General features: G+C 71.0%; 17 protein-coding genes. 10 read left to right on the top strand and 7 right to left on the bottom strand.

Features of this window, described 5'->3' with window-relative positions:
- From mtrB to OG251_RS14695, 5 genes are all read left to right on the top strand, one after another.
- Window positions 1-2,040: an MtrAB system histidine kinase MtrB gene (mtrB, locus tag OG251_RS14715; RefSeq protein ID WP_326677603.1), complete on the top strand. Its 2,040-nt coding sequence runs from the start codon at window positions 1-3 to the stop codon at window positions 2,038-2,040.
- Between the two features lie 34 nt (window positions 2,041-2,074).
- The gene (locus OG251_RS14710) at window positions 2,075-3,895 is read left to right on the top strand and encodes an LpqB family beta-propeller domain-containing protein (RefSeq protein ID WP_326681264.1); all 1,821 of its coding nucleotides are present in this window, start codon (window positions 2,075-2,077) and stop codon (window positions 3,893-3,895) included.
- 79 nt (window positions 3,896-3,974) lie between these two features.
- Window positions 3,975-4,727, top strand: a complete 753-nt coding sequence (locus tag OG251_RS14705) for a ComF family protein (protein ID WP_326677602.1) — start codon at window positions 3,975-3,977, stop codon at window positions 4,725-4,727.
- A gap of 329 nt (window positions 4,728-5,056) precedes the next feature.
- The gene (gene hpf / locus OG251_RS14700; RefSeq protein ID WP_073723875.1) at window positions 5,057-5,746 is read left to right on the top strand and encodes a ribosome hibernation-promoting factor, HPF/YfiA family; all 690 of its coding nucleotides are present in this window, start codon (window positions 5,057-5,059) and stop codon (window positions 5,744-5,746) included.
- Between the two features lie 184 nt (window positions 5,747-5,930).
- Complete coding sequence (locus OG251_RS14695; RefSeq protein ID WP_326677601.1) at window positions 5,931-6,683, top strand: response regulator transcription factor; 753 nt, start codon at window positions 5,931-5,933, stop codon at window positions 6,681-6,683.
- 30 nt (window positions 6,684-6,713) lie between these two features.
- On the opposite strand, the gene OG251_RS14690 is transcribed toward OG251_RS14695, so the two are convergent.
- Complete coding sequence (locus OG251_RS14690) at window positions 6,714-7,904, bottom strand: winged helix-turn-helix domain-containing protein (RefSeq protein WP_326677600.1); 1,191 nt, start codon at window positions 7,902-7,904, stop codon at window positions 6,714-6,716.
- Window positions 7,905-8,117: 213 nt separating this feature from the next.
- Window positions 8,118-8,693, bottom strand: a complete 576-nt coding sequence (locus tag OG251_RS14685; protein ID WP_326677599.1) for a GNAT family N-acetyltransferase — start codon at window positions 8,691-8,693, stop codon at window positions 8,118-8,120.
- Window positions 8,694-8,933: 240 nt separating this feature from the next.
- Here OG251_RS14685 and secA point away from each other — a divergent pair, with 240 nt between their 5' ends.
- On the top strand, window positions 8,934-11,765 hold the full coding sequence (gene secA, locus OG251_RS14680) for a preprotein translocase subunit SecA (protein ID WP_326677598.1): 2,832 nt from the start codon (window positions 8,934-8,936) through the stop codon (window positions 11,763-11,765).
- Between the two features lie 119 nt (window positions 11,766-11,884).
- On the opposite strand, the gene OG251_RS14675 is transcribed toward secA, so the two are convergent.
- Window positions 11,885-12,313, bottom strand: a complete 429-nt coding sequence (locus OG251_RS14675) for an Rv3235 family protein (protein WP_326681263.1) — start codon at window positions 12,311-12,313, stop codon at window positions 11,885-11,887.
- A 275-nt stretch (window positions 12,314-12,588) separates the two neighbouring features.
- On the opposite strand from OG251_RS14675, the gene OG251_RS14670 reads away from it, so the two are divergent.
- Together OG251_RS14670 and OG251_RS14665 are read left to right on the top strand one after the other, a co-directional pair.
- Window positions 12,589-13,095, top strand: coding sequence for a DUF6912 family protein (locus OG251_RS14670; protein WP_326677597.1), 507 nt, complete (start codon window positions 12,589-12,591; stop codon window positions 13,093-13,095).
- Between the two features lie 29 nt (window positions 13,096-13,124).
- A complete protein-coding gene (locus OG251_RS14665) occupies window positions 13,125-13,796 on the top strand; it encodes an HAD family hydrolase (protein WP_326677596.1) in 672 nt (223 codons plus the stop codon).
- Between the two features lie 124 nt (window positions 13,797-13,920).
- On the opposite strand, the gene OG251_RS14660 is transcribed toward OG251_RS14665, so the two are convergent.
- Complete coding sequence (locus OG251_RS14660) at window positions 13,921-14,496, bottom strand: DJ-1/PfpI family protein (protein ID WP_326677595.1); 576 nt, start codon at window positions 14,494-14,496, stop codon at window positions 13,921-13,923.
- A 486-nt stretch (window positions 14,497-14,982) separates the two neighbouring features.
- Between OG251_RS14660 and OG251_RS14655 the strand changes: the two genes are divergently transcribed.
- Entirely contained in the window at window positions 14,983-20,004 is a 5,022-nt protein-coding gene (locus OG251_RS14655) for an NAD-glutamate dehydrogenase (protein WP_326677594.1), read from the top strand.
- Window positions 20,005-20,096: 92 nt separating this feature from the next.
- On the opposite strand, the gene OG251_RS14650 is transcribed toward OG251_RS14655, so the two are convergent.
- Both OG251_RS14650 and OG251_RS14645 read right to left on the bottom strand, forming a co-directional pair.
- Window positions 20,097-20,822, bottom strand: coding sequence for an ABC transporter ATP-binding protein (locus tag OG251_RS14650; RefSeq protein ID WP_326681262.1), 726 nt, complete (start codon window positions 20,820-20,822; stop codon window positions 20,097-20,099).
- A 109-nt stretch (window positions 20,823-20,931) separates the two neighbouring features.
- Window positions 20,932-21,909 carry an ABC transporter permease gene (locus OG251_RS14645; protein WP_326677593.1) on the bottom strand — a complete coding sequence of 326 codons (978 nt, stop codon included), beginning with the start codon at window positions 21,907-21,909 and terminating at the stop codon, window positions 20,932-20,934.
- A gap of 264 nt (window positions 21,910-22,173) precedes the next feature.
- Between OG251_RS14645 and OG251_RS14640 the strand changes: the two genes are divergently transcribed.
- Window positions 22,174-22,782 carry a TetR/AcrR family transcriptional regulator gene (locus tag OG251_RS14640; RefSeq protein ID WP_326677592.1) on the top strand — a complete coding sequence of 203 codons (609 nt, stop codon included), beginning with the start codon at window positions 22,174-22,176 and terminating at the stop codon, window positions 22,780-22,782.
- 138 nt (window positions 22,783-22,920) lie between these two features.
- On the opposite strand, the gene OG251_RS14635 is transcribed toward OG251_RS14640, so the two are convergent.
- Window positions 22,921-26,517: a bifunctional glycosyltransferase/CDP-glycerol:glycerophosphate glycerophosphotransferase gene (locus OG251_RS14635; RefSeq protein ID WP_326677591.1), complete on the bottom strand. Its 3,597-nt coding sequence runs from the start codon at window positions 26,515-26,517 to the stop codon at window positions 22,921-22,923.
- Window positions 26,518-26,573: the final 56 nt, after the last annotated feature.

The raw sequence follows: 26,573 nt of genomic DNA, 5'->3' as shown, positions 1-26,573 counted from the left end.
ATGACCCGAGGCAGCGCTGCTCCGAAGCCCGGGGAGCCGGGAGTCCGTGCGGGGCGGGCTGCCGGTCCGGGACGGAAGAGCTCCTGGTCGGGCCGTTTCCCGCGGGGCGCCCGGTTGTTCAAGGACCGGGCGCCCGGCGGGCCCGTCCCCCGGCTGCTGATGCGGTGGATGCGGCGTCCGCTGCTGCCCGCCGTGCGGCTGTGGCGGCGCAACCTCCAGTTCCGCGTGGTCGCGGGCACCTTGCTGATGTCCCTCGGGGTGGTGCTGCTGCTCGGCTTCGTCGTGATCGGGCAGGTGCGCAACGGGCTGCTCGACGCGAAGGCCAAGGCCGCCCAGACCCAGGCCGCCGGTGGTTTCGCCGCGGCCCAGGAGAAGGCGAACGCACCCCTGACCCCGGGCGGGCAGGGCGACGACGGCGCCGACGGCATGACCGCCAACACCTCCTGGCGCACCGAGCTCGTCGACCAGCTCGCCAGTGGCGGCAAGAACGCCTTCAACGTGGTGGCCCTCAGCGCGGACTCCGTGACCGAGGGTGCGACCAGCCGTGCGCCGCGCGGTTCGGGCAGCGTGGAGGCGTCCAGCGTGCCGGAGCGCCTGCGCAAGGCGGTGGACGAGGGGCCCGGCGCGTTCCAGACGTACTCCGAGATCCGCTATTCGTACGAGAAGGACCCGCAGCCCGGACTCGTCGTCGGCAAGCGGCTCTACGACGTCGACCACCATCCGTACGAGCTGTACTACCTCTTCCCGCTGGCGCAGGAGGAGAAGTCGCTGACGCTGGTCAAGACGACCCTGGCGACCGCGGGACTGTTCGTGGTCGTGCTGCTCGGAGCCATCGCCTGGTTCGTGGTGCGGCAGGTCGTCACACCGGTACGGATGGCGGCCGGGATCGTCGAGCGGCTCTCCGCCGGCCGTCTCCAGGAACGGATGAAGGTCACCGGCGAGGACGACATCGCCCGGCTCGGTGAGGCCTTCAACAAGATGGCGCAGAACCTCCAGCTGAAGATCCAGCAGCTGGAGGAGCTCTCCCGGATGCAGCGGCGGTTCGTCTCGGACGTCTCGCACGAACTGAGGACCCCGCTGACGACCGTGCGCATGGCCGCCGACGTCATCCACGAGGCGCGCGCGGACTTCGACCCCGTGACGGCGCGCTCCGCCGAGTTGCTCGGGGACCAGCTCGACCGCTTCGAGTCACTGCTCGCCGACCTGCTGGAGATCAGCCGGTTCGACGCGGGCGCGGCGGCGCTGGAGGCCGAGCCGATAGACGTGCGGGCGGTCGTACGCCGGGTCATCGGCGGTGCCGAACCGCTCGCCGAGCGCAAGGGCACCCGGATCAGGGTCATCGGTGACGAGCAGCCGGTGATCGCGGAGGCCGACGCCCGGCGCGTCGAGCGCGTACTGCGCAATCTCGTCGTCAACGCCGTCGAGCACGGGGAGGGCCGGGACGTCGTGGTGCGGCTGGGTGTGGCCCAGGGCGCCGTGGCCGTGGCGGTCCGGGACTACGGCGTGGGGCTCAAGCCCGGCGAGGCGACCCGGGTCTTCAACCGGTTCTGGCGGGCCGATCCGGCGCGGGCCCGTACGACCGGTGGTACCGGCCTGGGGCTGTCGATCGCCGTCGAGGACGCCCGGCTGCACGGGGGCTGGCTGCAGGCATGGGGCGAGCCGGGCGGCGGCTCGCAGTTCCGGCTGACCCTGCCGCGCACGGCGGACGAGCCGCTGCGCGGTTCGCCGATACCGCTGGAGCCGGAGGACTCGCGGCGCAACCGGGAAAACCGGGAGCGCGCGGAGGCGGCGCCGGTGACCGGAGACGAACACCGGCGGGTGTCCGTACCGAGCCAGCCCGGTTCGACGGAACGCCCGTCGCTGCCCGCGCCGGCGCGCGCCCCCGTGGCCGCACGCCGGGCTCCGGCCTCCGTCCATCCGGCCGCGCTGCCCGGCAGCGGCGCACGCGTCGTGGCGCGCCCGGCCGGGGAGCGTCCGGGCGGCGGTGCCGAAACCGAAGCGCAGGATCCCGACCGGGAGGACACGACTCGTGGGCAGTGACCGTCGTCAGGGCGGCCGGGGACGCGCGGTGCGGATGTCCGCGCTGCTCGGCTGCGGCATCGTGGTGCTGGCGGGGTGCGGATCGATGCCGGTCTCCGGTGACGTCAAGGCCGTCGACGCGTCGCAGCCGGGCGATTCCCAGGTGCAGGTGTACGCGGTGGCCCCGCGGGAGGGCGCGGCGCCCAGCGAGGTGGTCGACGGGTTCCTGGAGTCGATGACCAGCGACGATCCGGACTTCCGGACGACCCGGAAGTATCTGACCGAGGAAGCGGCCCGTACCTGGAAGCCGAGCGAGGGCACCACGGTCCTCGCCAAGGCACCCAACAGGAACGGCCCTTCGCTCCACGACAAGGAGCGCCGGAGCACGGAGACCTCCTACCGGCTGACCGGTGAGAAGGTCGCGGCGGTCGACGAGCAGAGCTCCTACCAGCCGCTCGCACCCACCGACTACTCCCAGACGCTGCATCTCGTCCGGGAGAACGGGGCGGACGGCAAGCGCGAGTGGCGCATCGACATCGTGCCGGACGGCCTGGTGCTGGGCCAGTCCGACTTCAAGCGCCTCTACCGGTCCGTGAACAAGTACTACTTCGCCTCCGGTCGGACGAACGGGCAGTCCACGATGGTCGCCGACCCGGTGTACGTACGGAACCGGACCGATCCCGTCACCCGGATGGACACGGCGACCCAGACGGTCCGGACCCTTCTGGCCGGGCCGACGAACTGGCTGCGTCCGGTGGTCGACTCCCGCTTCCCCGCCGGTACGGCGCTGCAGAAGGGCGTCACGTCGCTGGCGCCCGACGACCAGAACGTCCTGAAGGTGCCGCTCAACCAGAAGGCCGACAAGGCCGGTCAGGGCGCCTGCCGCATGATGGCCGCGCAGGTGCTCTTCACCCTGCGGGACCTGACGTCGGCGAGGGTCGAGCAGGTGGAACTGGAGAGCGGCCGGGGCAGGCTGTGTTCCCTGGGCGCGGACGAGGCGGAGGAGTTCGCCTCCGACAACGGGTCCGGTGCGCCCGACAGCCAGTACTTCATCGATGACAGGGGACGCGTCCTGCGGATACCCGGCAACACCAAGGGCAGCGGTGACCCCGAGCCGGTGACCGGCCCGCTGGGGACCGGAGCCGTGGTGATGAGCGCCGTCGGGGTGGCCCGTGACGAGCAGCACGCCGCCGCGGTCTCGGGGAACCACCAGAACCTGTACGTGGCCTCCACGGTCGCGGACGGCGAACTGACCGGCCCGGCGGTGACCAGCAAGGGCAAGAAGGCCGAGGACCGGCTGTCGCGGCCCAGCTGGGACGGCCGGGGCGATCTGTGGGTCGCCGACCGCGATCCCGACAGCCGGAGGCTGCTGCGGCTGGCGAAGGGCGAGGGCAAGCCGCAGGAGGTGACGGTCCCGAGCCTGGACGGCGGGCGGATCGAGGAGCTGCGGATGTCGGCGGACGGCGTCCGGATCGCTCTGCTGCTGTCCAAGGACGGGCGGTCGACACTGAAGATCGGCCGGATCGAACGGCATGGGCCCGCGTCGGCGCCGAAGGTCTCGGTCGAGGACCTGCGCCAGGCCGCACCGCAGCTCACGGATGTGACGGCGATCTCCTGGTCGGGCCGCAGCCGTCTCGTGGTGGTCGGCAAGGAGGACGGCGGTGTCCAGCAGGTGCGTTACGTACAGGCGGACGGCTCCACTCCGTCCTCGGGCGTGCTGCCCGGGGTGAACCAGGTTCAGGCGGTCGCGGCGGCGGACGACGAGCTGCTTCCGCTGATGGCGGAGACCGAGAGCGACGGGATCGTGAAGCTGTCGCCCGGCGACAACTGGCAGACGGTGCTCAAGGGAGGCACGTCGCTCGTCTACCCCGGCTGAGTCGTCCACAGCCGCCTCGCCCGCGGCGGCGTTGTCCACAGGGGTGGTCCGGTCTCCGGGAGCCGGGCACAGTGGGCTCATGCGGGAGTGGTGGCGGGAGATCACCGGCTTGGTCCTGCCGGTGGCCTGCGGTGGCTGCGGCAGGCCCCGTACCGAGCTGTGCGGGGACTGCGGGGCGGCGCTGCTCGACGCGCGGCCGTGCCGGGTGCGGCCCTCGCCCGAGCCTCGTGGGCTGCCCGTGGTGCATGCGGCCGCCCCGTACGAGAACGCCGTACGCGCGGTGCTGCTGGCCCACAAGGAGCGAGGTGCACTGGGGCTCGCCGGGGCACTCGGAGGGGCTCTGGCGGGTGCCGTGAGGGCCGGGGCGGGCCGACTGGACGACGGGGGTCCGCTGCTGCTGGTGCCCGTACCGTCGGCGCGGCGGTCCACCGGGGCGCGCGGTCATGATCCGGTGCGCCGGATCGCACTGGCGGCGGCCGGGGAGCTGCGGAGTACGGGGACACCCGCGCGGGTGCTCGCGGTGCTGCGGCAGCGGCGTCCGGTGGCCGATCAGGCCGGGCTCGGGGCGCGGCAGCGGCAGGTGAACCTCGCGGGTGCGCTGGAGGTGGTGGCCGGTGCCGGGCGGCTTCTGGCGGGCGGCCGGGTGGTGCTGGTGGACGACCTCATGACGACGGGGGCCTCGCTCGCCGAGGCGGCTCGGGCGGTCGGGTCCGCACGCGGTACGGCAGGCGGAACCGCGGCCGGAGCAGGGCGGGAAAACAGGTCTTCCGGGGCGCGCCATGCAGCGGTTGTCTCAGCTTCTCCGCTCGCCTTCGAAATAAACCGGAACTGATAGGAAACTTGCATCGTTGCAGGTAGTGAGTGGGTAAATGCCCCTGACCGGAGGTACGGACGAGTAGCGGGTGCCGACATCGTGGTGGGCAGGCTATGTTCGGTTGTGAGGAGTGGTTAATGCCAGACCTCAAGGAATGCACCACCAGGTTTCGGGCAGGCAACTCACCGATAGTCCAGAAGCGCGTGAGTCGGTGGGGCGGTGACCTCACCGATGGGGGAGGAGGAGGCGCGAGTCACCGAGTCCGAGGCCCCGGAGCACACCGGGGCCTGGTGCAAAAGGGAGATGCTCCGCTGTCGAGGCGGAGCGATCCGGGAACGGAGTTCTGCGTGGACATCGTCGTCAAGGGCCGCAAGACCGAGGTGCCCGAGCGGTTCCGCAAGCACGTGGCCGAGAAGCTGAAGCTGGACAAGATCCAGAAGTTCGACGGCAAGGTGATCAGCCTCGACGTCGAGGTGTCCAAGGAGCCGAATCCCCGTCAGGCCGACCGTTCCGACCGGGTGGAGATCACGCTCCGCTCCCGGGGGCCGGTCATCCGGGCGGAAGCAGCGGCGGGCGACCCTTACGCAGCGCTTGACCTGGCCACCGGCAAGCTGGAGGCGCGGCTGCGCAAGCAGCACGACAAGCGCAACAGCCGTCGTGGCAGCGGCCGGCTGTCCGCAGCCGAGGTCGGCGAGGTCGTGCCGGGAGCCGCGTCGTTCAACGGCGACGGCGAACTCGTCGCCGACGAGACGGCAACGCCCGTACCCACCACCAGGATCGGTTCGCTCGAGGTTCAGGGCGAGGGACCGCTGGTGATGCGTGAGAAGACGCACGTCGCCGCACCGATGACGCTCGACCAGGCGCTCTACGAGATGGAGCTGGTCGGGCACGACTTCTATCTGTTCGTCGACTCGGAGAGCAAGGAACCCAGTGTCGTCTACCGGCGGCACGCCTACGACTACGGTGTCATTCACCTGAGGACCGACCCGCTCGCCGCCGATGAGGCCGGTGGCGCGGGTGGCGCGCTCGGCGGCTGACGCCACCCTTCCGTGGTGCCCCTGGAGCGTCTGTGCGCCCCCAGGGGCACCCGCGTGCGACCACAGGATCACCGCGCCGACGTCCGGGCATGAAAGCATGGCGTCCCAGGCCAATCGGTGTTCCGTGAACTGCCGTTGGCGGACCGTTTGTGACTTCAGGCCGTGGCTTTCAGGGGGAGGAACGATGGCGAACACCTTCGGGCCCGTACGCGATGCGAGTGATTCCGACGGCACCGGTGCGCATACCGGTGCGGACACGGGCGGCGGGTCCCGCAAGGAGCCCATCAGGGTCCTCGTGGTCGATGACCACGCGCTCTTCCGCAGGGGCCTTGAGATCGTCCTCGCGCACGAGGAGGACATCCAGGTCGTCGGCGAGGCCGGTGACGGGGCGGAGGCCGTCGACAAGGCGGCGGACCTGCTGCCGGACATCGTGCTGATGGATGTGCGGATGCCCAAACGCGGCGGTATCGAGGCGTGCACCTCCATCAAGGAGGTGGCGCCCAGCGCGAAGATCATCATGCTGACGATCAGCGACGAGGAGGCCGACCTCTACGACGCGATCAAGGCGGGCGCCACCGGATATCTCCTCAAGGAGATCTCCACCGACGAGGTGGCCACGGCGATCCGCGCGGTGGCCGACGGACAGTCCCAGATCAGCCCGTCAATGGCGTCCAAGCTCCTCACCGAGTTCAAGTCGATGATCCAGCGCACCGACGAACGCAGGCTCGTCCCGGCTCCCCGGCTCACCGAGCGGGAACTCGAAGTCCTGAAACTCGTGGCGACTGGGATGAACAACCGGGATATCGCCAAGGAGCTGTTCATTTCCGAGAACACGGTGAAGAACCACGTCCGCAACATTCTGGAGAAGTTGCAGCTGCACTCCCGGATGGAAGCCGTGGTCTATGCCATGCGGGAGAAGATCCTGGAGATCAGGTAGGGAGTCCCGGGATCTCCCCGGCCACCGGCGTCAGCGGAATGCCCGCGAGAACGCCTGGCCGATTTCCGCCATCAGCGGTTCACGCAGCTCCGGGGCGTCGACACGGTCCAGCCGGACGGTCGTGCAGCCGACCCATGCCGACGCCTCCACCAGGGCTTCGGCCATCGGCACCACGGCCTTGCGGCTCATCAGGGACACCTGCCGGGCGATCAGTGTGTCGCCGTCGCGGGCCGGGTCGACCCGGCCCTGCAGCTTCCCGCCCGCCAGCAGCGGCATCGCGAAGTAGCCGTGGACGCGCTTGGGCTTGGGGACGTACGCCTCCAGCCGGTGTGTGAAACCGAAGATCCGCTCCGTACGGGCCCGCTCCCAGACCAGGGAGTCGAACGGCGACAACAGCGTCGTGCGGTGCCGTCCGCGCGGCTCCGATGCCAGCGCCTCCGGGTCCGCCCAGGCGGGCTTCGCCCAGCCCTCCACCGACACCGGCACCAGCCCGGAGTCCGCCACCACGGCGTCGAACTCCTCCCCCTTGAGCCGGTGGTAGTCCGCGATGTCGGCCCGGGTGCCGACGCCCAGCGACCGGCCCGCCAGGGCGACCAGACGGCGACGGCACTCCGCATCGGTCAGGTCGTCGTGGAGCAGGGCGTCCGGGATCGCCCGCTCGGCGAGGTCGTAGACCCGCTTCCAGCCGCGCCGCTCGGTGCACACCACCTCGCCGTACATCAGCGCCCGCTCGACCGCGACCTTCGACGCCGACCAGTCCCACCACTCGCCGCCGTTCTTCGCGCCGCCCAGCTCGGTCGCCGTCAGCGGCCCTTCGTCGCGCAGCTGCTTGATCACCGTGTCGTACACCCCGTCGGGCAGGTCGTGGTGCCAGTGCGGACGGGAGCGGTAGGCGCGGCGGCGGAACGCGAAGTGCGGCCACTCCTCGACCGGCAGGATGCAGGCGGCGTGCGACCAGTACTCGAAGGCGCGGCCGCCCGACCAGTACGCCTCCTCCACCGTGCGTCGGCCGACGGCTCCGAGACGGGCGTACGGGATGAGCTCGTGGGAACGGGCCAGGACCGAGATCGTGTCCAGCTGGACGGCCCCGAGGTGGCGCAGCACGCCCGGCACCCCGGCCCGGCGGTCCGGGGCCCCGAGGAATCCCTGGGCGCGCAGCGCGATCCGGCGGGCCTGGTCGGCGGAGAGTTCGACTGCGGGGGGCGGCGGCACGGGCGTCATGCGTCGAACCCTAGAGGGCGGCACTGACACCCACGGCGGGATCCGGGGTTCCGGTGGGAGCGGAGTCCGCAGTTCCGGCAAGAACGGAGTCTGCGGTTCCGGTGGGAACGGGGGAGTGCGGGTCCGGTGGATGTTCCATGGGGGACCGCCCGGGGTTCCGGGCGGACGGGCGGGTGGCCCGTGCTTCCCGGCGGTTCCGGCGCCTCCCGTCGGTCAGCGGTCCGTGGGCAGATAGGGGTGGGCGCCGGGAAGCCCCAGGTCGCACGGGAGCAGCGCGGCGATCCAGGCGTCGCGCCGTACCCCCTTGTTCAGGAGCGCCGAGCGCTGCGCGCCCTCCAGCCGGAACCCGGCCCGCAGCGCGGTCGCGCGCGAGGCGACGTTGCCGACCTCGGCCCGCCACTCCAGCCGCTCCGCCGCGAGCGAGGTGAACGCCCAGCGGGCCGAGCCGATGACCGCCTCGGTCGCGTGGCCGAGACCGCGGTGCTCCCTGGCCATCCAGAAGCCCACCTCGTACGTGCCCGGCAGGCTGCGGCGGTCGATGCCGAGCGCGCCGACGAGCAGCCCGCTGTCCTTGCGGACCAGCGCGAAGTTGTACATCGAGTCGTCCCGCCAGCCGGCCGGCGAGAGCGTTCCGGTGAACAGTTCCGCGTCCGTGTGCCGGTACGGGGAGGGGATGACCGTCCAGCGCTGGATGTCCGGGTCCTGGCACGCGGTGTACACCCCGTCCGTGTCCGCGCGGCCGAAGGGGCGCAGCAGCAGACGTTCCGTGGTGAGAGTGATCGGCTCCATGGAAGGATTCTGGTCAGTCGGCACGTGTGATGCGAGCACTTTTGGGGCTTCCCGGCACCTTCCGTGCCTTCCGGCCGTTGTCCTGGAAGGGCGCTGCGAGGTCAACGCGGCGGCAGCCCTCCCGACGCGGTGGGGTCCTCGCTTACGATGGCCGTTGCGGTGGGGCCCACCTGCCGTGCCCGCGCCAGAGTCCATTACACGACCCAGTGCCAGGCCCGACCGGCAAGGAGACCAGCCTCAGTGTCCGTCTTCAACAAGCTCATGCGTGCAGGCGAAGGCAAGATCCTGCGCAAACTGCACCGCATCGCGGACCAGGTCAGCTCCATCGAAGAGGACTTCGTCAACCTCTCCGACGCCGAGCTGCGGGCGCTCACCGACGAGTACAAGGAACGGTACGCGGACGGCGAGAGCCTGGACGACCTGCTTCCCGAAGCCTTCGCGACGGTCCGTGAGGCCGCCAAGCGTGTCCTCGGACAGCGCCATTACGACGTCCAGATGATGGGCGGCGCAGCCCTGCACCTCGGCTACGTGGCCGAGATGAAGACCGGTGAGGGCAAGACCCTCGTCGGCACCCTGCCCGCGTATCTCAACGCGCTCTCCGGCAAGGGCGTGCACCTGATCACGGTCAACGACTACTTGGCCGAGCGCGACTCCGAGATGATGGGCCGGGTGCACAAGTTCCTCGGCCTGGAGGTCGGCTGCATCATCGCCAACATGACCCCGGCGCAGCGCCGTGAGCAGTACGCCTGCGACATCACGTACGGCACGAACAACGAGTTCGGCTTCGACTACCTCCGCGACAACATGGCGTGGTCCCAGGACGAGCTCGTCCAGCGCGGCCACAACTTCGCGATCGTCGACGAGGTCGACTCGATCCTCGTCGACGAGGCCCGTACGCCGCTGATCATCTCCGGCCCCGCCGACCAGGCCACCAAGTGGTACGGCGACTTCGCCAAGCTGGTCACGCGTCTCACCCGAGGTGAGGCGGGCAACCCGCTGAAGGGGCTTGAGGAGACCGGCGACTACGAGGTCGACGAGAAGAAGCGCACCGTCGCCATCCATGAGCCCGGTGTGGCGAAGGTCGAGGACTGGCTCGGCATCGAGAACCTCTACGAGTCGGTGAACACACCGCTCGTGGGGTACCTCAACAACGCCATCAAGGCCAAGGAACTCTTCAAGAAGGACAAGGACTACGTCGTCATCGACGGCGAAGTCATGATCGTCGACGAGCACACCGGCCGTATCCTCGCCGGCCGCCGCTACAACGAGGGCATGCACCAGGCGATCGAGGCGAAGGAAGGGGTGGACATCAAGGACGAGAACCAGACCCTCGCCACGATCACCCTGCAGAACTTCTTCCGTCTCTACGGCAAGCTCTCCGGCATGACCGGTACGGCGATGACCGAGGCCGCCGAGTTCCACCAGATCTACAAGCTGGGCGTCGTGCCGATCCCGACGAACCGGCCGATGGTCCGCGCCGACCAGTCGGACCTGATCTACCGCACCGAGGTCGCGAAGTTCGCCGCGGTCGTCGACGACATCGCCGAGAAGCACGAGAAGGGCCAGCCGATCCTGGTCGGCACCACCTCGGTCGAGAAGTCCGAGTACCTCTCGCAGCAGCTCTCCAAGCGGGGCGTCCAGCACGAGGTCCTCAACGCCAAGCAGCACGACCGGGAGGCGACGATCGTCGCCCAGGCCGGCCGCAAGGGCGCCGTCACCGTCGCCACGAACATGGCCGGCCGAGGCACCGACATCAAGCTCGGCGGCAACCCGGACGACCTCGCCGAGGCGGAGCTGCGTCAGCGCGGTCTCGACCCGGTCGACCACGTCGAGGAGTGGGCGGCCGCGCTGCCCGCCGCGCTGGAGAAGGCCGAGCAGGCCGTGAAGGCCGAGTTCGAAGAGGTCAAGGACCTCGGCGGGCTGTACGTGCTGGGCACCGAGCGGCACGAGTCGCGCCGTATCGACAACCAGCTGCGCGGTCGTTCCGGCCGTCAGGGCGACCCGGGCGAGTCCCGCTTCTACCTGTCGCTGGGCGATGACCTGATGCGCCTGTTCAAGGCCCAGATGGTCGAGCGCGTCATGTCGATGGCCAATGTGCCCGACGATGTGCCGATCGAGAACAAGATGGTCACCCGGGCCATCGCGTCGGCCCAGTCGCAGGTCGAGCAGCAGAACTTCGAGACGCGCAAGAACGTCCTGAAGTACGACGAGGTGCTCAACCGGCAGCGCGAGGTCATCTACGGTGAGCGCCGCCGTGTTCTGGAGGGCGAGGACCTCCAGGACCAGATCCGGCACTTCATGGACGACACGATCGACGACTACATCCGGCAGGAGACCGCCGAGGGCTTCGCCGAGGAGTGGGACCTCGACCGGCTGTGGGGCGCCTTCAAGCAGCTCTACCCGGTGAAGGTCACGGTCGTGGAGCTGGAGGAGGCCGCCGGGGACCTGGCCGGCGTCACCGCGGAGTTCATCGCCGAGTCCGTCAAGGACGACATTCACGACCAGTACGCGGAGCGCGAGAAGACGCTCGGCTCCGACATCATGCGTGAGCTGGAGCGGCGCGTGGTGCTGTCCGTCCTGGACCGCAAGTGGCGTGAGCACCTCTACGAGATGGACTATCTCCAGGAGGGCATCGGCCTGCGGGCCATGGCGCAGAAGGACCCGCTGGTCGAGTACCAGCGCGAGGGCTTCGACATGTTCAACGCCATGATGGAGGGCATCAAGGAGGAGTCCGTCGGCTACCTGTTCAACCTGGAGGTCCAGGTCGAGCAGCAGGTCGAAGAGGTTCCGGTGCAGGACGCGGCCGAGCCGACCTCGCTCTCCAAGGAGGACGCGCCCGTCGCGGCGGTCTCCCGTCCGGAGATCCGGGCCAAGGGCCTGGACGCCCCGCAGCGGCCGGACCGGCTGCACTTCTCCGCTCCCACGGTGGACGGGGAGGGCGGGGTCGTCGAGGGCGACTTCTCCAACGGTGACGGTGACGGCGCGCGGTCCGAGGCGGACGGGATGACGCGTGCGGAGCGGCGCAAGGCGCAGAAGGGCGGCGGCACCGGAGGGCGTCGTCGCAAGAAGTAGCGCGGGGCGCTGAGCCGGCGGTACGGGGATCCGTACCGCGGCCGGGCGCAGGACGGCCGGGGCCGGGCACCTTGTGGTGTCCGGCCCCGGGTGTGTCCGGGCGAGGCCGTGGGGCGCGCTCAACGGACGGCCTGGCTCGCCGCGCCGAGTTCCACCGCGGCGCAGCGCCAGCGGAGGTCGGTGCCCTGTTCCAGGCGGAAGGCCATGGCCTGGACCCGGTCGCCCGCCGTGATGCTCGCGAACGCCTCGACGACACCCGTGGCGGGCTGGGCACCGCGACAGCGGCGTACCACGGGACGGCTGCCCCTGGTGGCACTCAGCGGGGCGCCCGGCGCCAGCTCGGCCAGCTGGTCGTAGGCGTCGCCGATGGTGTGGCCGAGCATCCAGTGCACCGGCCGCTGGCCGCTGAGGACCGCGAGCAGGCGTTCGGCGAACCAGTGGTGCGGGCGGGGCGGCTGCCGGGGCCGTAGCGGCGTGCGCTGCGGAGGTACGGTGCCGGGCCTGCGCTGGTCGCGCCGGCCGGTGGGTCGCCTGTTGTCCGTGCTCATACTCATCGCCCCCGTTGAACCCGGGCCCGGTCGAATACCGGACGGTAACTTCTGCTGGGGATCTTCTACGGGGACGGTCGTCAGCGCCGCAAGGGGCCCGGGGGAGGGGTACGCGCGGTGGCGGGTTCACCTATCAGTGGCACGCGCCTTGTGCCGCAAGGCATGCGACGGGGGTGACGGGCGGCTGCCGGTGGACGGCCGAGGCCGATCACGGGGACCCGAAAGGGGACGTCCACGTATCCTGAAGGCGTTTCCGACTACGAAAGCGGCCTGCCATGCGCGTGTACGTCCCTCTGACCCTCTCCGGTCTCGCAGCGGCGCACAGGGCGGGCGAGGTAGGACCCGGGCCGCTCACGGCCTACGCGGTGACGCCTCAGCTGCGTGAGTGGTACGTCTCCGACGACATCGAGGAGCTGGAGTACGCCGCGCTCAACCGGGCCGCCTCCGCCTCGCTCCGGATGATCGCCGGCCATCCCGACGAGCCCCGCCGACGGGTCGTCGTCGCCGTCGACGTGCCGGACGCGGACGCGGTCGCCGACCCCGATCACAGCCTGGACGGGGCGGCCCTCGGCGAGGTGCGGATCGCCTCCGCCATGGCCCTGGCGAAGGCGGCGGCCGTCCATGTGGACGCCGACGACGCGGAGAAGGACGTGAGCGCCGCCGCGGCGGCGCTGGGGGCTGCGGACCTCGGTGACGACGACGCGCAGTTCACCGTGGACGGTGCCGAGGACCACGAGCTGCTGTGGTTCGGCATCCAGGAGATTCCTCACCTCATCGCCTGATTGTCGTACCCGGCGAGTATTTTTTCCGTATGGCGACACCGGGGAAGAACCGCACACATCTGGTCTGGGACTGGAACGGCACGCTGCTCGACGACACCCAGGCCGTCATCCACGCGACGAACGCGGCCTTCGCCGAGGTCGAGCTGGAGCCGATCACCCTGGCGCAGTACCGCGAGATGTACTGCATCCCGATACCCCGCTTCTACGAGCGGTTCATGGGCCGGCTGCCCACCCAGGCCGAGTGGGAGCGGATGGACGGCAGTTTCCACCGCTACTACGCCGAGCGGCGTCCCGCCTGCGGGCTCACCGAAGGCGTCGAGCAGCTCCTCGGCCAGTGGCAGCTGGCGGGCCGCAGCCAGTCGCTGCTGAGCATGCACGGGCACGAGCAGCTGGTCCCCGTGGTGCGCGGGTACGGCATCGAGCGTCACTTCGTCCGTGTCGACGGTCGTACGGGGCCGTCCGGCGGCAGCAAGGCGCAGCACATGGAGCGGCACTTCGCCGCGCTGGACGGGATATCCCCCGAGCACTCGGTCGTCATCGGGGACGCGGTGGACGACGCGGTGGCCGCGGCCCATGTCGGTGCGCGTGCGGTGCTCTACACCGGCGGGTCGCACAGCCGGGGCAACCTGGAGGCGGCGGGCGTACCGGTGGTGGACACCCTGGCGGAAGCGGTGGCGCTGGCCGAGGTGTTCTCGGGCTGAGGGGTTTCCGGCGGGGGTGTTCTCGGGCCGGGGTGTTCCCGGCCGAGGCGTTCTCCGGCCGGGGGTGCGGGCCCCGGTCCGGGAGGCGGGAGAACGGGAAGCCGCGCCCCTCGCCGGGGCGGACTCAGGCGCCCGACGGGGCGCCCGACGTCGCGCGGAGCACCTTCAGGAACTCGCGCATCCAGGCCGAGTGGTCCGGCCATGCCCTGGAGGAGACGAGGGTCCCGTCGACGACCGCCTCCGCGTCCTGGAAGGTCGCTCCCGCCGACTGCATGTCGGGTTCCAGCGCGGGGTACGCGGTGACCCTGCGGCCGCTGAGCCCGCCGGTCGCGGCCGTGATCAGGGGGCCGTGGCAGATCTGGGCGACCGGCCTCCCACCGTCGAAGAAGGCGCTGACGATCTTGCGCAGCTCGGCGTTGTTGCGGAGGTATTCCGGGGCACGGCCGCCCGGGATCACCAGGGCCACATAGGCGCCGGGGTCGACCTCCGAGAAGGCCAGGTCGGCCGGCCAGGTGTAGCCGGGCTTCTCCGTGTACGTGTCGAAACCGGGCTCGAAGTCGTGCACCACGAAACGCAGCGTCTTGCGCTCGGGGGCCGCGATGTCGACCTCGTACCCCTCCTCGCGCAGCCGTTGGTAGGGGTACAGGACCTCCAGGGACTCGGCGGCGTCGCCGGTGACGAGCAGGATCTTCTGTGCCATGGCGGGGCTCCCAGGCGTCGGAGGACCGGAATCGCTGGACCGGAAGGGCCGGCGTCGTACGACCGGCAAGCCTGCCTCCCCGCGCGGAGTTCGCCAAGAGGGCGCAGCGCACTGTCCAGAGTGTCAAAGTTCGCGGCCATCTTTTGTACACATACAGCCCATGACGGTTGTGGGTGAGAGGGAGATAGCCTGGTGCCGTGATCAGCGCGATACGCCTCGGGGGCAGCGAAGCCCCCGGCCTGCGCCCGGAGTGCAACAGCACCCGGGCGATCCGCGATCTCCCCAGGGGTTGTCCGGCGGCCGTGGCCACGGCCACGGCCCGCGGAACAGCCCCTGGCCCGGACCCGCTGCCGAAAATGGCCAATAAGGTCCCGGGCATCTCCCCCAGCGGCATAGCGTCGACTCAGACCGGATACCCCGCGTCGTGGCGTTACGTCGTCTTTTTCACCTACGTCACGCAACGGCGCGCGACAGGAGCCAGAGGACATGCAGACCAAGCTGGACGAAGCCAAGGCCGAGCTGCTCACACGGGCCGCCAAGGTAGCTGACAACAGCCCGGGCGGTGGTGTCGGTGGCCCAGGGGGTACCCCCAGGGTGCGGGCCGGCTCGGCCGGCACCGGGGCCGACCAGGGGGAGCGCCCCGGCCAGGACATGTTGCTCTCCTACCTCCAGCGCTACTACCTGCACACCGCACCGGAGGACATCGGCGGCCGGGACCCGGTCGACGTCTTCGGCGCCGCGTCTTCCCACTACCGGCTGGCCGAGAACCGTCCCCAGGGCACGGCGAACGTCCGGGTGCACACCCCGACCGTCGAGGAGAACGGCTGGACCTCCAGCCACTCCGTCGTCGAGGTCGTCACCGACGACATGCCGTTCCTGGTCGACTCCGTGACCAATGAGCTGTCCCGGCAGGGCCGCGGCATCCATGTCGTGATCCACCCGCAGGTCATCGTCCGCCGTGACCTCACCGGCAAGCTCATCGAGGTCCTCACCGAGGGCAACGGTGTCGCGACGAACGCGCAGGGCCGCAAGAACGCCAAGGGGGCCAAGGACGCCAAGGCCGAGCTGCCGCACGACGCGCTCGTCGAGTCCTGGATCCACGTCGAGATCGACCGCGAGACCGACCGCGCCGACCTGAAGCAGATCACCGCCGATCTGCTGCGTGTCCTGTCCGACGTGCGGGAGACCGTCGAGGACTGGGACAAGATGCGCGACGCCGCGCTGCGGATCGCCGACGACCTGCCCGGTGAGCCGCTGGACGACCTCGCCGACGAGGAGGTCGACGAGGCCCGCGAGCTGCTGCGCTGGCTGGCGGCCGACCACTTCACCTTCCTCGGCTACCGCGAGTACGAGCTGCGGGACAGCGACGCCCTGGCCGCCGTGCCCGGAACCGGCCTCGGCATCCTGCGCTCCGACCCGCACCACACCGAGGACGAGGCGCACCCCGTCAGCCCGTCCTTCGACCGGCTGCCCGCCGACGCCCGCGCCAAGGCCCGCGAGCACAAGCTCCTCGTCCTGACGAAGGCCAACAGCCGCGCGACCGTGCACCGCCCCAGCTACCTCGACTACGTCGGGGTGAAGAAGTTCGACGCCGACGGCAACGTCGTCGGTGAGCGCCGCTTCCTCGGGCTGTTCTCGTCCGCCGCCTACACCGAGTCCGTGCGCCGGGTGCCCGTCATCCGCCGCAAGGTCGCCGAGGTGCTGGAGGGCGCGGGCTTCACGTACAACAGCCACGACGGCCGCGACCTGCTCCAGATCCTGGAGACCTACCCGCGCGACGAGCTCTTCCAGACGCCCGTCGACCAGCTCCGCTCCATCGTCACCTCCGTGCTCTACCTCCAGGAGCGCCGCAGGCTGCGGCTGTACCTGCGCCAGGACGAGTACGGCCGCTACTACTCCGCGATCGTCTACCTGCCGCGCGACCGCTACACCACCGGTGTACGGCTCCGGCTGATCGACATCCTCAAGGAGGAGCTGGGCGGCACCAGCGTCGACTTCACCGCCTGGAACACCGAGTCGATCCTCTCCCGGCTCCACTTCGTCATCCGGGTCCCGCCGGGCACCGAGCTCTCGCACCTCACCGACGCCGACGCCGACCGCATCGAGGGCCGCCTCGTCGAGGCCGCCCGTTCCTGGGCCGACGGCTTCCAGGAGGCGCTGAACGCCGAGTGCGGTGAGGAGCGCGCCGCCGAGCTGATGCGCCACTACGGTCACTCGTTCCCCGAGGGGTACAAGGCCGACCACTCGCCGCGCGCCGCCGTGGCCGACCTGGTCCACCTCGAAGCGCTCAAGCGGAACGAGAAGGACTTCGCCCTCAGCCTGTACGAGCCCGTCGGCGCCGGCCCCGGCGAGCGCCGCTTCAAGATCTACCGGACCGGCGAGCAGGTCTCCCTGTCCGCCGTCCTCCCGGCCCTCCAGCAGCTCGGTGTCGAGGTCGTCGACGAGCGTCCGTACGAGCTGCGCTGCGCGGACCGCACCCACGCCTGGATCTACGACTTCGGGCTGCGGATGCCGCAGGCCACGGGCAACGGCAGCTATCTGGCCGACGACGCCCGCGACCGGTTCCAGGACGCGTTCGCCGCCGTGTGGCAGGGCCGGGCGGAGAACGACGGCTTCAACGCGCTGGTGCTCGGAGCCGGTCTGACCTGGCGGCAGGCGATGGTGCTGCGCGCCTACGCGAAGTACCTGCGCCAGGCCGGATCCACCTTCAGCCAGGACTACATGGAGAGCACTCTCCGCAACAACGTCCACACCACCCGGCTGCTGGTCTCGCTGTTCGAGGCCCGGATGTCCCCCGAGCGCCAGCGGGCCGGTACGGAGCTGACCGACGGGCTCCTCGAAGAGCTCGAAGGGGCCCTGGACCAGGTCGCCTCGCTCGACGAGGACCGGATCCTGCGGTCCTTCCTCACCGTCATCAAGGCCACGCTGCGCACCAACTTCTTCCAGCAGGCGGAGGGCGGCAAGCCGCACGCGTACGTCTCGATGAAGTTCGACCCGCAGGCCATCCCGGACCTGCCCGCGCCCCGCCCGGCGTTCGAGATCTGGGTGTACTCGCCGCGCGTCGAAGGCGTCCACCTGCGCTTCGGCAAGGTCGCCCGCGGCGGGCTGCGCTGGTCGGACCGGCGGGAGGACTTCCGGACCGAGATCCTCGGCCTGGTCAAGGCGCAGATGGTGAAGAACACCGTCATCGTGCCGGTCGGCGCCAAGGGCGGCTTCGTCGCCAAGCAGCTGCCCGACCCGGCGGTCGACCGTGACGCCTGGCTGGCCGAGGGCATCGCCTCGTACCGGACGTTCATCTCGGCGCTGCTCGACATCACCGACAACATGGTGGCCGGGGAGGTCGTGCCGCCCGCCGATGTCGTCCGCCACGACGAGGCCGACACCTACCTCGTCGTCGCCGCCGACAAGGGCACCGCGAGCTTCTCCGACATCGCCAACGAGATCGCCGTCGCCTACGGCTTCTGGCTCGGCGACGCCTTCGCCTCCGGCGGCTCCGTCGGCTACGACCACAAGGGCATGGGCATCACCGCCCGCGGTGCCTGGGAGTCCGTCAAGCGGCACTTCCGCGAGCTGGGCCACGACACCCAGACCGAGGACTTCACGGTCGTCGGCGTCGGCGACATGTCCGGTGACGTCTTCGGCAACGGCATGCTGCTCTCCGAGCACATCCGGCTGGTCGCGGCCTTCGACCACCGGCACATCTTCATCGACCCGAAGCCGGACGCCGCCACCTCGTACGCGGAGCGGCGCCGGCTGTTCGACCTGCCGCGCAGCTCCTGGGGCGACTACAGCGCGGACCTGCTGTCCGCGGGCGGCGGGGTCCACCCCCGTACGGCGAAGTCGATCCCGCTCAACGCGCACATCCGTGAGGCGCTCGGCATCGACTCGTCCGTCGCCAAGATGACGCCCGCCGAGCTGATGCAGACCATCCTCAAGGCCCCCGTCGACCTGCTGTGGAACGGTGGCATCGGTACGTACATCAAGGCGTCGTCCGAGTCGAACACGGACGTCGGCGACAAGGCCAACGACGCGATCCGGGTCAACGGCGAGGACCTGCGCGCCAAGGTCGTCGGCGAGGGCGGCAACCTCGGTGCCACCCAGCTCGGCCGGATCGAGTTCGCCCGCACCGGCGGCCGGATCAACACCGACGCGATCGACAACAGCGCCGGTGTGGACACCTCCGACCACGAGGTGAACATCAAGATCCTGCTCAACGGTCTGGTGCGGGACGGCGACATGACCGTCAAGCAGCGCAACAAGCTGCTCGCCGAGATGACCGACGAGGTGGGCAAGCTGGTGCTGCGCAACAACTACGCGCAGAACACCGCACTGGCCAACGCCACCGCCCAGTCCCCGTCCCTGCTCCACGCCCACCAGCGCTTCATGCGCCGGCTGGGCCGCGACGGACATCTGGACCGGGCGCTGGAGTTCCTGCCCAACGACCGGCAGATCCGCGAACTCCTCAACGGCGGCAAGGGGCTGAGCCAGCCCGAGCTGGCCGTGCTGCTCGCCTACACCAAGATCACGGCGGCCGACGAGCTGATCTCCACCAGCCTGCCGGACGACCCGCACCTGCAGAAGCTGGTGCACGCCTACTTCCCGCGGCAGCTGCGCGAGCGCTTCCCCGAGGCGGTGGACGCGCACGCCCTGCGCCGCGAGATCATCACGACCGTCCTGGTCAACGACACCGTGAACACCGGTGGTTCGACCTTCCTGCACCGGTTGCGGGAAGAGACCGGGGCATCGATCGAGGAGATCGTGCGGGCGCAGGCCGCGGCCCGGGAGATCTTCGGTCTGGCCCAGGTGTGGGACGCCGTCGAGGCGCTCGACAACCAGGTCGCGGCGGATGTCCAGACCCGGATCCGGCTGCACTCGCGCCGCCTCGTCGAGCGCGGTTCGCGCTGGCTGCTCGGCAACCGGCCGCAGCCGGTCGAGATCGCGGAGACCATCGAGTTCTTCCGGGACGGGGTCGAGCAGGTCTGGAGCGAGCTGCCCAAGATGCTCAAGGGCGCCGATCTGGACTGGTACCAGTCGATCCTGGACGAGCTCACCTCGGTGGGGGTCCCGGACGTGCTGGCGCTGCGGGTCGCCGGGTTCTCCTCGGCCTTCCCGGCGCTGGACATCGTGGCGATCGCCGACCGCACGGGCAAGGAGCCGCTGGCTGTCGCCGAGGTGTACTACGACCTCGCCGACCGGCTGCGGATCACCCAGCTGATGGACCGGATCATCGAACTGCCGCGGGCCGACCGCTGGCAGTCCATGGCCCGTGCCTCCATCCGCGAGGACCTGTACGCCGCGCACGCCGCGCTGACCGCGGACGTGCTGAGCGTGGGCAACGGGACCTCGACGCCCCAGGAGCGGTTCACGGCGTGGGAGGAGAAGAACGCGGCGATCCTGACACGGTCGCGGTCCACGCTGGACGAGATCCAGAGCTCGGACGCGTTCGACCTGGCGAACCTCTCGGTGGCCATGCGGACCATGCGGACGCTGTTGCGCACACACGCGTAGGGCTGACGCCGTAGGCGGTCGGGGACGAGTGCGGGTACCGGCTCGTCCCCGACCGCCGTACGGGCTCGTCCCCGACCGCCTTACGGGCCCGGTTACTTCTTCTTGGTGAACTTCTCGTAGGCGGCGACGACCTGCTTCGCCGGGCCGTCCATGCGGAGCGTTCCCGCCTCCAGCCAGATCGCCCGGTCACACGTCTCGGTGATCGACTTGTTGCTGTGGCTGACCAGGAAGACCGTGCCCGCCGACTCGCGGAGCTCCATGATCCGGTCCTTGCTGCGGCGCTGGAACCTGGCGTCGCCCGTGGACAGCGCCTCGTCGATCAGCAGGACGTCGTGGCTCTTGGCCGCCGCGATGGAGAACCGCAGGCGGGCTCCCATGCCGGAGGAGTACGTCCGCATCGGCAGGGTGATGAAGTCGCCCTTCTCGTTGATGCCGGAGAAGTCCACGATCTCGTCGTAGCGCTCGCGGACCTGCCGGCGCGTCATGCCCATCGCGAGCCCGCCGAGCACGACATTGCGCTCGCCGGTCAGATCGCCCATCAGCGCCGCGTTCACGCCGAGCAGCGAGGGCTGACCCTGGGTGTGGACCCGGCCCTCGGTCGGCGGCAGCAGGCCCGCGATGGCCTTGAGGAGCGTCGACTTCCCGGAGCCGTTGGAGCCGATCAGACCGATGGCCTCGCCCTTGTACGCGGCGAAGCTGACCCCCTTCACGGCGTGGACCTCCCGCACGCCGGGACTCTGCCGACGTGAGGTGAGGCGGCTCAGGGCCGAGGTCGCGCTGCCTCGTCCGGTACGGGCCCCGTGGACCTTGTACGTGATGTGGACCCCGTCGACGACGACGGTGGGGACCCGGGTGTCAGGGGCGCCGGGTCCGACGGTCGTGCCGGAAGTGCCGGGGGCCTCGGGGGCGCTCGTCGCGCCGGGTGTCTCAGCCACGTCCGTACTGCTCCTCCGCCTGCCAGAAGTACACGAATCCGGCCACTCCGCACACGAGCGCCCAGCCCGCCGCGACGGCCCAGACGTGCGCGGGCAGCTGCGCCCCGGCGAAGCTGTCGATGAGGGCGAACCGCATCAGGTCGATGTAGACGGCCGCCGGGTTGTACTCCAGCGCCACCATCACGAAGTGCGGGACCCGGTCGCCCTTGAGCAGGGTGTCCAGGCTCCACATCACGCCCGAGGAGTACATCCACGTACGGAGGATGAACGGCGTCAGCTGCGCGATGTCCGGCGTCTTGGCGGCGAGCCGCGCCACGATCATCGACACCCCGGTGTTGAACACGGCCTGCAGGGCCAGCGCCGGGATCGCCAGCAGCCAGGACGGCCGCGGGTACTGACCGAACACGAGCAGGATCAGGAACAGTGCCCCCATCGAGAACAGGAGCTGCTGGAGCTGTTGCAGGGCCAGCGCCACGGGCAGCGAGGCGCGCGGGAAGTGCAGGGCGCGGACGAGGCCGATGTTGCCGCTGATGGCCCGTGTGCCCGCGGTGATCGAGCTGCTGGTGAAGGTCCAGATGAAGACGCCGGTGACCAGGAACGGGACGAAGTCGTCGACGCCGCGCTTCGTGTTCATCAGGACGCCGAAGATGAAGTAGTAGACCGTCGCGTTCAGCAGCGGGGTCATGATCTGCCAGATCTGGCCGAGTTTCGCCTGGCTGTACTGCGCGGTCAGCTTGGCGGTGGCGAACGCCGTGATGAAGTGCCGGCGCCCCCAGAGCTGCCGGATGTACGCGCCCAGCGGCGGCCGGGCCCCGCTGACGGTGAGCCCGTGCCGGGCGGCGAGCGCGGCCAGTTCACCGGGCGCGTGGACGGGAGCGCCGGGTGGTGCGGGCGGTTGCGGGGCGGCGGGGGGTGCGGGTGTGGGTGCGGTGTCCACCGGGGGCGGCGGAGCTGCTGTCTGGCTCACCACGATCGCTTTCGACGGAGGGGGGTGAAACGGCCGGAGGGAACGGCCGGGAACGTCCGGGAATATCCGGGGAATGTCAGGGGGCGGGCGTCGGGCGAGCGGCCCGGAAGAGACATGCGAGGGGCGTGCGGACGGGGCGTGCGGAGGAAACGCGTGCGGACGGACGGCGCGGCCGTTGGGACGGGACCGTATCGTCGTAACGCTGAGAGTAGGACGCTCTCACGTCGCAACGCAACCGTTTCGTCGTTACGGACTATCATTCGGGCCATGAGCACCGAACGGGGAACCCGCCGCCGCACCCCGGCAGGCGCCGCCGTGCTGCGCGAGGACGTGACCGACGCCATCCGCAGCGCGGTCTTCGAGGAACTCGCCGCCGTGGGATTCGCCCGGATGTCCATCGAGGGCATCGCGCGGCGCGCGGGTGTCGGCAAGACGGCCGTCTACCGCCGCTGGAAGTCCAAGCTCCACCTCGTCCTCGACCTGGTCGCGGCCGTCGCCGCCCAGGGGCTGCCCGCCCCGGACACCGGTTCGCTGTACGGCGATGTGCGCGCCGTCCTCGAACTGGGCGCGTACGCCCTGCGCCACCCCGTGGCCTCGCAGGTGATTCCCGATCTGCTCGTCGAGGCGGCCCGCAATCCGGAGATCTCCGGTGCGATCAAGGCCGCCCTGCTCGACCAGCAGCAGGGCGTCGCCGCGGTCGTCGTCCGGGCGGCGGTGGCCCGCGGCGAACTGCCCGAGGGCAGCGATCCGGACCGGGCCCTGGACCTGATCGTCGGACCGCTGTACTGGCGGCTCGTCGTGGTCCGCGGTGACCTGCCCAAGGGCTACCTGGACGATCTGGCCGCTTCGGCGGTCGCGGCGCTCACCCGCGCATGAGATCCGGCGGCCCGAGGGTGTCGCAGCGCCGCGGCCCGCGGGAGTGCGCCGGTGCGCGTCGGCGTCAGCCGCCGTCCGTGAGGAGGCGGTGCGTTTCGGCGTCAGCCCCGTCCGGGAGTGCGCCGGTGCGCGCTGTCGTCAGTCCTTGTCCGCGAGCAGCCGGTCCGCGACCCGGCCCGCCGCCCCGCCGTCGTCCAGGTCGCAGTAGTCGCGCCGGAAGCTCTCGTACGCGTCCGAGTGCCGGGCCGTCAGCGGCCCGGTGTCCCGCAGCGCCCGGGCCACCTCGTCCGTCGTCACGAGCAGCGGGCCCGGGGCCCTGGTCTCGAAGTCCAGGCAGAAGCCGCGCACGGTGTCGCGGTAGTGCTCCAGGTCGTACGTGTGGAACAGCATCGGGCGTCCGGTGTGCGCGAAGTCGAACATCAGGCCCGCGTAGTCCGTGACCAGGACATCGGCGATCAGGAGCAGCTCGGCGGTGTCCGGGTGCCCCGAGACATCGCGTACGCCGGGCGCCTCCGGCACATTGCCCGTCACCCGCGGATGCCTGCGGACCAGCACGGTGTGCCCGTCGCCGAGCGAGCGCGCCAGGGCGTGCGGGTCCAGCGCCGGGTCCCAGCGGTACAGGCACGGGGAATGCGCCGGGAGTGCGCCCGGCGGATGGGCCAGGTGATCGCGGTACGTCGGTGCGTACAGCACCACGCGGTGGCCCTCCGGGATGCCGAGGCCCCGCCGGACCCGTTCGGCGGTCTTGTCGCGGTCGGGCGAGAACAGCAGGTCGTTGGCGGGCGAGCCGGCCTCCAGGACCTCACCCCCGTACGCCAGTGAGCCGCGCAGCAGCGGGGTGGCGAAGCGGCTGGGGGAGACCAGCACCGACCACTGGGACGAGCGGTGCGGCAGGGTGGCGAGGTGGTGGTGGTCGGCGTACAGGGTGCCCGTCAGGCCGGTGCCGAAGCGGCCGAGCGGGGTGCCGTGCCAGGTCTGGACGACCGTCTGCCCCGGACGCCGCTCGAACCAGGCGGGCAGGTGGCCGTCCGTGACGATCCGGCGGGCCCGCGCCAGCGCCTCGTACCAGTCGGCGCTGTGCTCCAGGACCGGGAGCGCGGCGGGCGGGACGTGGGCGGTGCGTCCCGGGGCGGGGCCGGTGACGTAGAGGTGTTCGGTGTCGGTGCCGCGGCGCACCAGTTCGGTGTGGACGGCGCGCGGGGAGTCGCCGCCCGCGTACAGGACGGCGTCGCGGAGCGGGAGAGTGCGCCGGTCCTCGTAGTGCGTGCTGCGCAGGAGTCGTTGGCGGTACGCGCCCCGCTCGGCGGGGGCGAGGGCGGGGCCCGCGTGCACCGTCAGCCGGTCGCCGTGCCGCCGTTCGAGGGCCGGTTCCGCCTCGCTCCTCCGGTTGGGGAGGCAGGGGGCGAGAGAGGCGAGGAGGCGCACCGGGGCGGCGCCGAGGTACAGGTCCCACCGGCCCTCCGGGAGAGATCCGGGGAGCAGTGCGGTGAAGCGGCCCGCCTGCCGTTCCAGGGGCACGGACACGGTCTCGCGCAGGGTCTCGTGCCGGAGGGTGAGGGCGTCGTGGGTGGTGAGGGCGTCGCCGGTTCCGGCTTCCGCTTCCGTGCCGGCCCCGGTCCGCGTACCCGACTCCGCTGCCCCTGCTCCCGTCCCCGCTCCCGTCCCCGCTCCTGTTCCCGTGATCCGCAGTGCGCCGTCCGGCGTCCGTTCCGCGCCGTCCACGAACGGCTGCCCGCTCACGTCCAGCACCAGTTCGCCCGCCGCGTCGGCGAGGACCGGAGGCGGCAGGTCCGGGGCCGCGGCCAGCGGGACCCGCGATCCGTCGGCCATGAGCAGCTGGGCCCGCCAGCGCGCACCGGATTCCGGTTCGACCTCGCGGGGGACCGGAAACGGTGCGGGCGGTACGGTGGCGAGTTCCGCGAGGGGAATCCGGGCCGAGAAGACCGCCACCCGCCCGTCGTCCCCGCACACCACCGGACAGGACCACTCCGCCCCGGCCGCACCCTGCGTTCCAGCCGTATCCTGCGCCCCGGCCGCACCTTCCATACCCTTCGCCCCGGCCGCACCCTGCGTACCCCGCGCCCCGGCTCCGTCGCGGGTCAGGAGCAGGGCGGTCGGGCGGGCATCCCCGTACAGCCGGCCGGTCACCTCCACCACCCCGCCGCTGTCCTCACTGCTGCCGCTGCCGCTGCCGCCGTCGTGGGCCTCGGCCAGCGCGGGCAGTTGCGACACCGTCAGCCGGAGGCGTCCGTCCCGGTAGCCGAGCACCGCCCGCCGCCCCTCGCCCAGGTCGTGGACGAGGGGCTGGGCGGCTGCCGCGTCCACCGCGCGCACGGCCACCCGCCGGGCCGTACCGCGACCGGCGACCACGATCCCGACCAGCCAGCTGCCCGAGCCCAGCCTGTGCGGGTCGAGAACCATCTCGAAGCCGGAGTGGTCGTAACAGTGCAGTTCCTGCGCCGAGTCGGCGGTCGCCCCGGGCATCCGGACGGTCCGCACGGGAACGGTCCGCAGCTGCCGCCCCCCGGCCGCGCGCACCATCCCGGCCTTGAGCGAGTGCCGGGCCGCCCCCGCCCCGAGGTTGCGGATGTACGCGTACCCGCGCAGCCGGAGCTTTCCGTCCGCGCCCCAGGAGGCGTCCAACAGCCGTGCCACCGCGGGCAGATCGGTCCGGGACAGACGCGCGCCCGCGCCGTCGACGCCCGGATACGCCGCCCGTCGCCGACCCGGCAGGCCCTCGACCGCGAACGTTCCCGCGCCGTTGGCCCGTTCGAAGGCGAGCACGGACAGCAGCTCGTCCATCCTGCGCTCCCGCACCAGCTGCCACTTGACGCGCAGCTCCACCGGCAGCCCCGTTAGGACGCCGTCCCCCGCGCGGTCCAGGAAGGCTCCCGCGTCCGCCAGGAACGCCGCGCGGTACGCCGCTCCGCCCCTCGGCAGCCCCTCCATGAAGTACACGAAGTCGTCGCGCAGGCACGAGGTGTCGTAGGCCCGCCGCTGCGCCGCGTCCCGGTCCGCCAGGAACGCGCTGACATGCTCGCACGCCGCGATCCGGTCCCGTACGCCCTTCACGTCCGTACGCCGCCGGGTGATCGAGCCCTCCCGCACCCGCCAGTAGTAGACGTGCTCGTGCAGCACATCGACGGACCCGGCGAGGTGGTGCGCCGGGATCATCACCGGGGTGTCCTCGTACAGCCTGCCCTCGGGGAAGGCGAAGGCGTGCCGGTCCCAGAAGGAGCGCCGGAACACCTTGTTCCAGGCGACCCGGTCCGCGAGCAGACGTGGATCGCGGGTGATGTGGGTGCGGGGCCGGCTGCCGGTCAGCCAGCGGTACTGCCACGCCTGCTGCCGCCCGCGCTCGTCCAGCCGCCACACGTTGCCGGTCACCAGATCGGAACCCGTCGACTCCAGTGAGGCCAGCATCCGTTCGTACGCGTCGTGCACGACGATGTCGTCACTGTCGGCGAACGCCAGGTACGGGACGCCCGGGGTGGTGTGGCGGACCCCGGTGTTACGGGCCGCGCTCAGGCCCGCGTTGGGCTGGTGGACGCAGCGGAAGCGGCTGTCCCGTGCGGCGAACTCCTCGGCGATCCGGCCGCTCCCGTCCGTCGAACCGTCGTCGACGAGCACCACCTCGATCGCGTCCGACGTCTGCCCGGCCAGCGACCGCAGGCATGCCCCGAGGTAGTCCTCGACGTTGTGGACCGGGACGACGACGCTGAGGAGAGGCTTCATGCCCTGCCTCAACCGGGGTGGGCCCCCCGGGTCACCGGCGCTGCCCCGAACGGGTG

It is taken from the genome of Streptomyces sp. NBC_01237, assembly GCF_035917275.1.
GTDB lineage: Bacteria > Actinomycetota > Actinomycetes > Streptomycetales > Streptomycetaceae > Streptomyces.
The sequence above is the reverse complement of the archived record's forward strand: the minus strand, read 5'-3'. Positions and strand labels throughout refer to the sequence as shown.